Below are 13687 nucleotides of genomic sequence, written 5' to 3' on the forward strand. Positions count from 1 at the left end.
TTTATTATATATATATTAACAAATTTTTATTAAAATAGTATATAATTAATAATATTATGCTTAAGATAAAGCTTATGAAGCACAGAGAAAAAATTTTACGATATGATTTTAGCAGCAATGATAAATCTTCACTGGAGTCTTTGCAAAAGCATAGTAAGTTGAGGAGGTTAAAACATGCACATTCAAAGGTAAAAAGGTTGGAGCATATGCCCTCATTAGAATTTTTGCAAAAGCATAGCAAGATGAGAAAATTAAAGTATGCAAAACAACAAAAAAGAAAAAGATCAAATGCTAATAGATATTTAAAATATAAAAATGTAGTTTTTAATAATAGGAATTCAATATCAAAAAATCTACATCATAGGCGCATGCTTGGCATATTAGATTCTTTTCAAAAAGAGCTTACTGCAAAGAAACGCAAATTAATATATAGAAAAAATAATGCATATAATAAACTTGATCTTGAGACAGAATGGTTATTAACAGCCAGCATTGCATCACATGTTGAACAGTATGTGAAAAATATTAAAGCAGATTTTGATAGTTGTGGTGCCATGGTTTTATGTGCAGCACGAGAGAAGTATGGTCTTGTGGATGAAGATAAAATTAGAGATAAAATATCACAGATGAAAGTTTCTGATCTTTTGTCACTGATCTTATCTAGCAGAATGGTTGATGAAAATACTGCTAGTAAGTTATATAATAGACAATTGTGGGTTGCTCAGGAGAAAATGATATTGGATGATCTTGAGATGTCTGTGGTAGTTAATTTTAAATTACCAGACAATAAATTGCTTGCAGGCAACATAATATTTATGATTGCCCCCGATATTACTCCTGCTAAATCTGAAAGACAGCTATTTGTAGATAGTCTTATAAATAGAATTAAGCCTTTGTTATTGCATGCCAGTAATAAAGCCAGAAGAAATGGTAGAAAAGCTTGGGTTTCAATACCAAATTTATTTATTGCTAAGCAGATGAATGAAGATGATAGAAGATTTTTAGATGAAGCTTTATTTGATGCTGTACATCATGTTATTTTATCTAATAAAGAAAGCTTTGATAATTTAGCATGTGTTGCAGTTGATGTAAGTAGTACTGATATTTCTCCACAAAATGTTCAATATCATAATGGTGTTGGTTATTGCTATACTAGCAATGGCGAAAGACATAGAAAAGAAGATGTGCAATGTATCAGGCTTTTAATACCATCAATGCAGAAAAGATTGTATGCAGGTGATTCTGCAAAAGATTTAGGTTTTTCACGATATGTGCATGAGTATTTTGTTGTTAACCCAACTCTTAGTATGCATGGACCAGGAGATAGATCATTTGTTAAAAAAATTAGTGATTGTGTTGCTTGTAGTGATTTTCTTCCTAAGGCCGCAAGACTTAACGATACTCAGATTTGGCATTCTTATGAAAGTGGTGCTATACATCTTTATCCAAAACATTCTCATAATGGTTGGGAGAAGTATGCTAATGAAATTGCAAAAAATTTGTGTATTGATTCTAAAGAAAAAATAGATATGGCAGATCTCATGCATAAGTCGCCTGATATGTCTAGCACAGAAGAAAAAAATGTTGTAAAAGCTGTGATGATGCAAACAAATTATATGGTTTTTCACTTATTTGTACAGGTGTGTGATATACTGGACTATAATACAGAAAGGAGAGTTTTAACTTCAGATTATATTAATGATTTGCATGCACTACGCATTGATCTAGCCAGATTTATTGTAGATATTAATGCACTTAATACTAACTCTCTCGTGGATGCAGCTACTATTAAAAAACTAGAAAGTAGATTGCAAATATTTCAAGATAAATTTGATGGTCTTGATATGTCTATTGATATGCCCAAAAATAGAGAAAGGGATAGTGCCAGTGTTACTGCATTTTCAGATTCTGAAAAAGCTGAGTTAATGCAAATAAAAAATGAAGCATTGCAGTTAATTAATGTTATATTTGAAAGAATAATAAATAGTGCAGACTTAGACTTTGTTAGTGAATTGAGCAGACTATGTACTGATGTAATTATGTTTGTTTCAGATATTGATGGTCAATTTGTTGATTCTATTGGCTCCAGTAGAACTAAACTTCAGATTTTTATGGATATGTTTTCTGAAAAGAAAATGATGCAAAAAAGGAATGGTTCTGCATTAGATGAATTAGTTAGTGATATTTCTGATAAATTTTTAGATTATGAAAAAGATGCATTAAGCGAGCTTGACAGTGTTATGGGCTCACATGACTATGCAGCAAAGGCTGATGAATTGTATTATGGTTTTCTTGAAATCATTCAACAACTAAATGGAAAGAATTTTACAGATCAAGATTCTTATAATGGCTTAAAAAATGTCATGATATATAATGCTAATAGTTATTGTGAAGCACTTAAACAATTACTTATTCAATTTGATGAATATAAATATGATCACAGATTAGCTTTTGATACGTTAAAATTTTTTGCAAGAGAACACAAATTATATAAATATTTTGCACGCCATGGATTATCTTGCAAAGATCTTGATATAGAATTTGAGCATGATTTTGATGATGTTTATTCTATCTCTGATAATGATATATACAAAAGAATTAAAGGTTTGTTTGCAGTTGGTAATGATGATGAAAAATATTTTATAAAATGTTTATTTTCCAAACATACTAAAGATGCAGCAGATACAAGTCAGCATTCTAAAATTAGAAATATGTTGGCATTAATAAATGACAAATTCACTAATCATACTATGTATAAGTATGTTTTATCTAAAAAAATTAAGCAACTTTATTCAATGGTAATATCAGATATTAACAATCAGATACAAAGTTTAGAAGCTGCTCCGCTATCGCAAACTATGGCTCAGGCTACTGTTGCTTTGCATGATATGTTGCTTTGTGCAGAACAATTGGTTGGTGATCTTGATTATTTAGGAAGATCTAGTGATTGCAATTTATATTTTGAAAATGGCATTATGCTTAATTTTAGACTTGCCAAGGGTTTAATAGAGCTCCTTAGATCTACAGGTGATTTTATATCCAGCTCCACATATCAAAAACATTTTGATGTAAAAGAAGATATTGGAGTATTATCTGAAGCTTGTGTAGATTATGTTTGTTCACGTAGTATAGCAAGTAGGTTGAGTGCAGCAAATAATTTGTATGATGGTTTTGTAGTATATAAAAAAATGCTTGATAGATGTGTTGACAGGAATAGAGAATCTAAAAGCAGAGACAAAGATGATTATATTAGTAGATCAGATTCTGATTATGTCTTTGATGATGATGCAAGGGATTTGAATGATAGAAAAATTGGTTATATGTTTAATGATGCTAATGCTAGTAGATTGCCACAACATGGAGAAGCAAATAGTAAAACTATATAGAAAATACCAGCTAATTTTAATAAGGTTTTTATGAAAAGTAGTTATAACCATGCAACTTATGACACCATAGGTACTGCATCGAAACAACATGGTAAAAAATACACTAAACATCATTATAAGCCTAGTTATTTTAAACATTGGGGCAATGCAACTTATGACACCATAGGTACTGCATCGAAACAACATGGTAAAAAATACACTAAACATCATTATAAGCCTAGTTATCATAACATATATAGTGAGAAAGACATGCAAGATGGTATGTTTAATATGTATAAATATAAGGATCATGAGATAGCCAGGGTAAAATTTATTATTGATCAAAATTATATTCTAGGCATGCTGAATAAATACAGGTATGATCTTTATAATTATAGTTGTACTCCTGGAGCAAGGCTTGTTGGGGTGTTTGCTAGAGATTTTCATGATAGAGGTAATGATTTTTATGATAGATTACATAATATGAGCAACCTAGAGTTTTTAAATGCTATTTTGGCTACCAGATCAATTAATCCACCAGAATTTAATAGTGTTAATTTTCCTCAAAAAAAAGATTGTAAATGGAATGATTCTGAGTGCATAATTCTTTCATCAATGTCAATGTCCATGAATGTTAATGCATATGATAATGCATGTTTTTCAAAAAACAAAGAAGATCTTGTCAATGTTCGTAAAGTGTTTTCAGGTAAACGTAGTTTATCTATGTTATACACAGTGGAATTGCCTACTACTGTATCTGGTGGCATTGATTACAATATGAGTAATAATGAGATATTTAGGTTAAGGATATTGCCTTTGCTTTATGTTGTAAATACTGAGGTTGATCAGTATTCTAAAGCAGGGACTAAAGCATGTGTTGTGATGCCAGCTATGGATGCTATACATCCTGATGATATGTTGAAATTTTTGGAATCAATGCTAGTTGATAAAGTATCTTCATTAAGGCATGTGGGAACAATATGCATTGATACCCATAATATTTGGTCAGGACTTGATTATAAAAAAGATCGAGAAATAAATGGCATAAAAATTAAATTTATTGCTAGTGGTGCAAAGGGTAATGTAAAAGGGTTGTTTGATATTGATGATAAAAGTCTCTCTGAAGTTAAGGGACAAAGACTTTTTTATGTTTCATATATGAATCCATTGGGTTTTCCTGGTGGAAGTGCAACATACAAATGTTCTGGAGATAGGGACTTTAAATCTGATGCTGCATCATCAACTGATCTTATCTCATATTTAAGTGGTGTTCCTTCTTATTATGATAAGAAAAGTGGATTTGTGAAGCCAGTTTTAGCAAAGAATTGGCTTGAAGTTCCTAGTATAGAGCAACGTCTAGCTAATAATATGAAAAAATTAGCTAATAATGAGTTTTTTATTTGTTTTGACAGCAAAAATAATAATGCTTACACCATAGGTGATATGCTAATTGATGAAGAATTGCAAAATGGGAATAGTCAAAAACCAACTTGGATGCACATCCCAGTACATAAAAAATCTTCTATTCCAACATCACTTACATCATTGTTATCACAAAATGATGCAACACTTAAATCTGATTGGCCAAATAGCAGTGATGCTGCTATGCAGCAAAATTTTAGTAAAGTTGCTTTTGATAAAAGGGATAAAACTGGAGTTAGCAAAGCACATCAAAATTCTGTTAGTAGCAGTTTTGTTGCAGATAGAGGAAGTAATTTAGGTATTTAGTGATAAATACATGCTTTGACTACTATTTACTAGTAGTGTTATAATGATATTTTTGCTAATCTTTATACTATGGTTGAGTGGTTAGTATCTAATATTATTGATTATTCTGTTGCAATGGATGCAATGGAGAAACGAGTTTTAGCTATACATTCTCATTCTGCACAAGAGTTAATCTGGTTACTTGAGCACAGCAATGTTTATACTGCCGGTGTTAGTGCATCTGCTAATGAATGGCTTGATACATTGCAAAAATCAGTACCAGTGCTGAAGGTTGCACGTGGTGGTAAATATACATATCATGGTCCTGGGCAGCGAGTTGTTTATCCAATTATTGACCTAAGAAAATGCACTAAGAAAGATATAAAAGCTTATGTGTTTAATATGGAAGAATGGATTATAGAGGCATTAGCAGTGTTGGGTATTGTTGCATTCAGGCAGAAATCCATAATTGGTGTATGGGTTATGGATAAAAATTTAGGTGTGAGTAAGATTGCATCCATAGGCATAAAGGTAAAAAAATGGATAGCTTATTATGGTTTAGCAATTAATGTAAGCCCAGATCTATCATTTTTTAAACATATTATTCCATGTGGTATTAATGGTGTAAATATTACTTCTTTAGAAAATATGGGACAAAAAATAAGTATGAGAATGTTAGATAGAGCATTAAAAGAAAAACAACATATTTTTTTAGGTTCAGATAGATAGTATTGTCTTGCAGTAATGGTGGGCTTAGACGGATTCGAACCATCGACCTTACGCTTATCAGGCGTACGCTCTAACCAACTGAGCTATAAGCCCTTTATCTAACAATATTTAATTATAATTTTTACTATTTTTGATTGCTAGCACAAGATCAATATTTTTTATAATAATATTATAAGGTAGTTATTTTGTCAATAATAGCATGATGTAGTATGTATAAGTTTTTACTAAGAATTTTGTTGCATTAGCATTGGCTAGGTGTATATTGTACATTTGATTTGTAGTTAAGATTATATAGTGAGTTGCATTGCATTAATTGATGGCTATAATTTTATTTTTCGTGCCTATTATTCACATCACTCATTAACAACATCAGATAATTTTCCTACTGGTGCATTGTATGGTTTTACTAGCATGATTCTTAAATTTTTAAGTAGCAGAAAGTTTGATTATATTGCAGTGGTTTGTGACTCTGCAGAAAAAACATTTCGTCATGACTTGTATGCTGATTATAAAGCCAATAGAACAGCTGCACCACTTGATTTACTTAAGCAGTTGCCATTAATAGATGAGGCAATAACAGCATTATCATTGCCACTCATACGTTGTCCAGGTTTTGAGGCCGATGATCTTATTGCAACATTAGCAAAGAAAAGTGTAGCAATGGGCATTGAAGTTGAGATTGTTTCTTCTGATAAGGATCTAGCCCAGCTGGTTGATGATATGGTTTATATATATAATCCACATAAAGAAATTGAGATGCATGCTAATGAAGTTTTTGAGAAATTTGGTGTTTATCCAGATAAATTATTAGATTTGCTTTCATTAGTTGGTGATGTTTCAGATAATATTCCTGGTGCATATGGCATTGGTATAAAAACTGCAGTTAAATTAATTAATGAATTTGGCTCGCTCGAAAAATTGATTGATAATGTTAATTCAATTAAGGCAGCTAAATGTAAGGAAAAAATAATTAATGCATTGGATAACATTGTGTTATCTAGGTCTCTTATTGTGCTTCACAATGATGCACCTGTAGGAAAAACATCTATTAAAGATTTGAAGATTGGCTCAGCAGATACAAATTTGATAAATAATTTTTTGGCTAAATATGAATTTCGTGCACTTACTAATAGATTTGAAAAATTGTTTAATGTTTCTTTATCTAGAAATGAGAATATAGCAAAAAGTAAAAGGATTGATACTATTACAGAGTTATCCTTAGTGAAAGAAAAATTGCAAAAAGCATATGATGCAGGTATTTTTGCTATTGAAATTTTTAGTTTTAAAGGAGCAGTAAAAGGTATATTACTTGGCTTTGAAGAGCCAGATGATTATTTTTTTGTACCTACTTTTGAACCCAATAATTTAAGTCTTGATTTCAATACTGAGCTAAAAGCAATTCCCATTAGAGATTTATTGGATATTTTATCTGAGCTGTTAGGTAGCATGGATGTAATTAAGATAGTTTTTGATGCAAAATCATTACTACATATATGTGACCATTTTAATTTATTATTTGTTGCTTATCGTGATTTAAGCACAATGTTTTATGCTATAAAGTCTTATACTAATGATAGCTCACCAAGTGCTATAGCAACTATATTAGGTAAAGATAAGCTGTTGGATTATGATAATCAATGGTTTAACAATGGTGATATTGATTCTAGTTTTGAGTCATTGGCTAAAGGGTTTGTATCATCTATTGCTGTTTATAATCATCTGAATAAAGAATTGTGGTACAAAAATGTTTGTTATATATATGAAATGATTGATGCTCCATCAATCAGGGTTTTGACATCCATGGAAAGTTTAGGTGTTGCAATTGATAGATTTTATCTTAAGGTTTTGATGACTGAATTTAACAACAGATCTGCTGTATTAGAAAATGCAATATATCAAATGGCTGGTATTAAATTCAACATAAATTCTCCTAAACAACTTAATGAAGTGTTGTTTGAGCATATGGGGATTGAGCATAAAGGTAGGAGCAAAAAGGCTAATATATACTCAACTGATAGTATAGTGCTAGAATCTTTAGAAGAAAATGGAGTTGAAATAGCTGGAAAGATATTGGGTTGGCGCAGTATGAATAAGTTGGTTAATACTTACTTATTACCATTGTTAAAAAATTCAGAAATGGATGGCAGAGTTAGGACAAATTATTTAATCAATGGTACTGTAACTGGTCGATTAAGTTCAGTTGGTCCAAATTTACAAAATATTCCAATTAAAGATACTGAAGGCAGAAAGATAAGAAGAGCTTTTGTGGCAAAGAAGAATAGTTTATTGGTTAGTGTGGATTACTCACAGATAGAACTTAGAATATTGGCACATTATGCAGAAGTGACTGATTTAATTACAGCGTTTAGAAATGACATTGATGTTCACACTGCTACTGCTGCAGCTGTGTTTAATTGCAAGACTACTGAAGTGACAGACACAGAGCGTAGAAAAGCTAAAATGATTAATTTTGGTATTGTTTATGGTATTAGTGCTTTTGGTTTAAGTAAAAGATTAGGTTGTTCAGTGCAGGAGGCAAATAAGTATATTGATGACTATTTCAATCGTTATCCTGGTATTAAAAGTTATATAGACAATATTAAGAATGAAGCCAAGAAAATGGGCTTTGTGCGTACAATATATGGAAGGTATTGTTTTGTACCAAGTATTAACAGTGGTAATTATGCACTTAGATCATATGCTGAGCGTATGGCAATTAATGCTCCAATGCAAGGAAGTGCTGCTGATATAATGAAGCTTGCTATGATTAAGGTGTTTAATTTGCTAAATAAATATGGTTTAAAATCTAATATTATTATGCAAATTCACGATGAATTAGTGCTAGAATGTCCAATAGATGAGCTGCATACTGTAAAAGATATTTTGTTAGAAAGCATGATGGACAGATTTTCTTTAAGTGTTCCACTTGTAGTGGATATAAAATATGGAATGAATTGGCTAGAAATGTCTTAATTATTATTTGTTGTTGCTTGAATGGATTGTCAAAATATTAGCTTAATTATTTTTTATTGCTGTGCACATGTTAGAAAGTAGTGGGTCGCTTACTACTGCTTTTGTTGTTGTTAGGTATACAGCACTATGTGTTTTATTGTCAAATATAATTGTGGAATTAGCACCAGATTCCATTTCCCTGTGTTTTAATTCATATTTTGTGCCCGCAGGTGGGGATTTACTGTTGTTTCTTACAATTGTTCCTTGGTTTATGGTGCCAGAATAAGTATTAAGCTCAGATTGATCCAGGCTTGCTAGACCTATGCCAGTACCTGAGCTTGCATTTCTTGGAAAGAGTAGCTCCGGTGTTTTGTATGATGGTGTAAATTTATTGTTACTTGAATCAAAAACCAGTACATTATTGTCATTATAACCAAATATGCAAAGTTTATTGCCATTTGCTGTATAATTAGGTTGCAATGTTGTTGGACATTGCACATCTGGTGTATTTGGTATTATGTTGTTAACACATTTTTTTGCCTTGGTTTTTTGAGGATTTGCACCAGCTGAGCATTCAGATGCACTATTTACTACATCATTACCATTACATGTATATGCATCAACAACAATGTCAGTACAAGTTTTGCCTCCTATTTGCTCTGCATCAACTAGATCTCCATTAGGACAGTTAATATAGTAATCTAGATATGATTTATTAGTACCACCAGAGACTCTAGTAGCATAAAGATTTATACCAAGATTTTTATTAAGCATTGGTGTGGTTTTCATCTTTTGCTGTTTGACATCAGTATCATTAACAACCTCTACAGTGCCATTTTTCTGAATGTTATTTTCATCAGTTAAAGTGTAGTACATCTCAGTTTTTGAGCTATTATAGCTGACACTGCTAACTTTTGGTGGATTTCTTGGTATGCAATCTATGCTTAGTCCATCTATTTCAATACATATTTTATCAAAAGATGGTTTAAATTTTATTTGCATAACTTTTGCATTATGTGTGAAGGTGTCATTTGTTTCATTGAAAGGATCTATATCATACAAAACTTCTGCCTCTGGAAGGAATGCTTGGACAAAACTATCACCAGCAGGACATCTATACTGCCCAGATGAATGCTCAGCATCACTTATTGGCTGACGATATACACCATAAACTCCATTATTGCATGTTTTATAATTTTCACCTAACATTAGTTTTATCTTTGGCTGAAAATAACTATTTCCTTTTGTTAATGATACAGGTATGATTTTTGGATAAGTTTTTGTGATCATTTGTTTGCATGCCGCTGGTGGTCCAGGTGTGATTGGTATTGGTAGACATTTTAGAATGTGTTCTGTGATGTTCAGTGTATTGTGACAATTAGCAGCAGTACTGGTCTTAAGGCAAATAGCAGTTGTTTGTGTTTGACATTTGCTGGGGTCTTGATTGTTTATTCCTGGATGGCATATGTGACCATCATTGTTTACACCAATTTGTTCTTTGTCTGCATATACAACATATGTAAAAAGACCAGAGCACTCACCCTCCCTTAAAGTTACCACTTTTCCCACCCATTCTCCAAAAAAGCAAGTGCAATGTTTAGCTTTTATTATGGGATCAAAAGCAGCATTTGGATTAGTTGCGCTCATTTCTGGTGTTTTTTCATACCCTATTACATAGCCATAGGCATTGCAAAAATCATCATTTACATTAACATTTTCATCATGGCCATTAGTATTAAAACAGCTGCTCCATGTAATGCATGGCAATAATATAAGACAAACAAAGGCAAGAATTGTAGTGTTGTTTTTCATTAGCCATGCCAATTAAGCATAGCATCTATCCATTTTTTTATACTGGAGCCATGCTCTTTTTTAAATTTTAACATTGCTCTTATTTTTTTGCTATTACTATAAAGCATATTTATAGTTTTAACTTTTCTAGTATCAAAGTCTAGTATATCTCTTTTTTGACCATATTGTAAGATAAATTTACCGCTCATTGGTCTAGTTGTTTGTAGCCATCTTTCTTCTGCATTATCTATGCCAAGTTTTGCAGCAACTTTACGTGCATTGGGTGATGGAACCATTATGCGCGTTGGCAAAAGTGAAGGATGTGCTTCAGTTATTTTTAGATCTCCCAATTTATTATAATCAGAGGAAAATATAGCAATAGTATTTTTAGAATTTAGGTGGAATAACCATTTATTAATGTTGGTTGATAATGCATTGTTGTGTTGCATTTTTGCTATTTCATTAAATACTAATACAGTTGACATGTCTTTTGGCAATGTTTCAACTACATGTAGTATGTATCTAGTGAAAACTTTCATTGCTTGTGTGTCTTCTATTATATTTGTGAGGTCAATGCCTATTAAATACGTATTGTTTGAAACAATATCAATTGTTTTTTCATTATCAAACACACCAGATTTTTTACCTGAATCTAGCCAATCATCAATATTAATATTAAACTTATTTAGTAATGATTTTATTGTGCTTAATCTTCTTGTTGTTAATGGTATAGACATTATTTCTTTTACTATTTCTGCCCAAGGGGCATCTTTTTGTCCACTGAGTATCTCAAGACATTTTTTAATTGTTTGTCTTGCACTAGGACTATCATTTTCTTGCAGAAAATTGATACCAATTTTGGCAGAATTTTTTGAATGTTGTTGACTTATAGCTAGATATTTACCACCCATTGCATTAATAAATACTCTAGAACATTGATTATAGTCTAGAATAATAATTTTTGTATTTTTGCAAACTGTTTGTGTTAAAAGAAAGTTTAAGACTGTTGTGCGTTGCTGAACATTGCCTAGTACTAATGTGTGTCCAATATCATCACAGTGAAAATTGAATAAGTATGCCTTTTTATATGTATTAGTTAAAATTGCTATATATGCCTTATTCCATTTTATTCTATGTGGATTGCCTGCAATTTCTGTATCTATTATAGGTAGTTGAATCATATGCCTTCTGCTGATAGGATGCCTGTATATCATGTAGTTAGAATTTCCAGGTAGTTGGGCAAAAAATCCACGTTCTAAGTGTATATCTAATCTTACTATGTTTATTCCCAATTTTGCAGCTACAAGTTGTAGTGCAACAGACTTACTGTAGAGCTCTTCAGTGGAGTTTGCAAATATTGATATAATTGTTTGATCATGCGCTATTGTTTTATGGTTAGTCTTAATGTCATTATTAATATGATTAATTTCTAATGCCGCAGATAAATTAGTTGATTTGCTTAACTTTAGAAGATAATTACTGCGTTTAACATTTTTTGTAGCATTGGCATTGCTAAGAAAATTTACTGTCTCAGTGAATGATGCACTATTTTCCATGCTGGTTATTTGGTATATGCAGTCAGTACTCATGTCATAGTGTGATTTGATGCAGAAGCATGCTATATATTTTTTTGCAGGACTTTCTTGATTATTTGTCTCATGATTAGTTTCTTCTGTTTCTATGTGATTAAAGCTAATAATAGTCTTTCTATTATGGGTCAATGAAAAAGATAAATTTTTTGCTTGTATTATAAATCTTTTATCTTCACCATAAAGTATCTTATAATACAATTGCATATGCTCTGAGTAAAATAATTCACCATCTTGGATTATAGACAGCATTTTGCTTTCATATGGCATTATTGATTTAGTAATAAAATTACTTATTTTTGTCAAAGCAGCATGGTTTTTCTTTAAAGCAATGCTGTGTATTTTGTGCATTTTTTTAAATGTAAAAATAGAGGTAATTAATTTTTTTGGAATTGGTGCAATAACAATGCTTAGATATATTTTATTGCTGAATATTCTTTGTTTCCAATTATGTTTTTTGTTCCATTCATTTGTTAATTTTTGTGCAAAATAGACTTGTTTTATATCATTTTGAACAGGTGCATTATGCATAAAGTTTTTACTTCTTACAATATTGATCCAAACTGCAATATTGTGCCTTTTTATTTTACTTACCGTTTTTCTTATAGATCTATTTAATCTTTCTCTTTCACTTGGTGTGCTAGGGAATTTTATTTCTAGTGTTTGTAGTAATGCACCATCTTTTGTTAAAACAGTATTTTTATTGTAATAACAAGCATAAGGTATTATGTCATCTGTTGTAATTTTAAATTTTTGATGCTCTTTCATTCTTTGATGTTTTTATTCAAGCAGTTATAGTCATAAATACATTATAAAGTACAAATGGTAAAGTCACCTTGATGAAAAGATGTTTTTAATTGTCTAAATTCTCATTTATCATGTAATTTTTTGTTGCAAGATAGCTGATGGCAAGCATTATTATAACACATTCTTTAACCTTTAGTTAATAGCAATAAAGATGTATTAATACTGATATTTATTGCTGTATTTAAGCATTAGATTTATTAAATCTTATGGTGCTACCACTCCACTAGTACATGTAAAGCTTCCTCCTACAATTGTACTAACTATTTTTGGTCCACCAAAAGTTATTCCTATACCTATAAGAATAATAATAGCTGTAACCCAGGTAATTTTACCAAAGAACATACCAAATCCAGTTGACACTATTACAACCACTACAACAGCCTTGCCTGGTCCACCAGTGATAAATACCTCTAGGTTACAGATGGCTTGTGTGATTGCATCAGTAGCAGGAGGGCTATCAGCAAAAACATCAAATGCCACTAAAGACACCATAGCTAGTAATAAAAGATTGATGCTATACGTAATTTTAGATTCTTTTGTAAGATTTTTTATCATAATATTTACTATAATTAGATAATGGTTTTACTATGCAATACATTCTTTAACCTTTAGTTAACAGCAATAAAGATGTATTAATACTGATATTTATTGCTGTATTTAGCCATTAGATTTTAAATCTTATGGTATCACTGCTCCACTAGTACATGTAAAGCTTCCTCCTACAATTGTACTAACTATTTTTGGTCC

At 31.1% G+C, this 13687-nt stretch carries 7 protein-coding genes and 1 tRNA gene; 4 read left to right on the forward strand and 4 right to left on the reverse strand.

Annotated features, from left to right (window positions below; all coding sequences use genetic code 11):
* The first annotated feature begins 74 nt into the window (after window positions 1–74).
* The 3 genes from AABI72_RS00600 to lipB all read left to right on the forward strand — a co-directional run bounded on the left by AABI72_RS00600 (window position 75) and on the right by lipB (window position 5801).
* Window positions 75–3386, forward strand: coding sequence for a hypothetical protein (locus tag AABI72_RS00600; RefSeq protein WP_338363414.1), 3312 nt, complete (start codon window positions 75–77; stop codon window positions 3384–3386).
* Window positions 3387–3416: 30 nt separating this feature from the next.
* The gene (locus AABI72_RS00605) at window positions 3417–5093 is read left to right on the forward strand and encodes a hypothetical protein (protein WP_338363417.1); all 1677 of its coding nucleotides are present in this window, start codon (window positions 3417–3419) and stop codon (window positions 5091–5093) included.
* Window positions 5094–5162: 69 nt separating this feature from the next.
* Window positions 5163–5801 (forward strand): lipoyl(octanoyl) transferase LipB, encoded by a 639-nt coding sequence (lipB, locus tag AABI72_RS00610; RefSeq protein WP_338363419.1) that lies wholly within the window; start codon window positions 5163–5165, stop codon window positions 5799–5801.
* Between the two features lie 16 nt (window positions 5802–5817).
* Here lipB and AABI72_RS00615 read toward each other — a convergent pair.
* Window positions 5818–5894: transfer RNA gene (locus AABI72_RS00615), tRNA-Ile, on the reverse strand.
* A gap of 201 nt (window positions 5895–6095) precedes the next feature.
* Here AABI72_RS00615 and polA point away from each other — a divergent pair.
* On the forward strand, window positions 6096–8774 hold the full coding sequence (polA, locus tag AABI72_RS00620; protein ID WP_338363421.1) for a DNA polymerase I: 2679 nt from the start codon (window positions 6096–6098) through the stop codon (window positions 8772–8774).
* 42 nt (window positions 8775–8816) lie between these two features.
* On the opposite strand, the gene AABI72_RS00625 is transcribed toward polA, so the two are convergent.
* The 3 genes from AABI72_RS00625 to AABI72_RS00635 form a co-directional block, all read right to left on the reverse strand.
* Window positions 8817–10565 carry a hypothetical protein gene (locus AABI72_RS00625; RefSeq protein WP_338363423.1) on the reverse strand — a complete coding sequence of 583 codons (1749 nt, stop codon included), beginning with the start codon at window positions 10563–10565 and terminating at the stop codon, window positions 8817–8819.
* Window positions 10565–12901, reverse strand: a complete 2337-nt coding sequence (locus tag AABI72_RS00630; protein ID WP_338363425.1) for a hypothetical protein — start codon at window positions 12899–12901, stop codon at window positions 10565–10567. The genes AABI72_RS00625 and AABI72_RS00630 overlap by 1 nt, the downstream gene beginning before the upstream one ends.
* Before the next feature lie 243 nt (window positions 12902–13144).
* Window positions 13145–13495 (reverse strand): TrbC/VirB2 family protein, encoded by a 351-nt coding sequence (locus tag AABI72_RS00635; RefSeq protein ID WP_338363427.1) that lies wholly within the window; start codon window positions 13493–13495, stop codon window positions 13145–13147.
* Window positions 13496–13687: the final 192 nt, after the last annotated feature.

Origin of the sequence: Candidatus Xenohaliotis californiensis (assembly GCF_963930935.1) — a bacterium.
Lineage (GTDB): Bacteria > Pseudomonadota > Alphaproteobacteria > Rickettsiales > CAWVOK01 > Xenohaliotis > Xenohaliotis californiensis.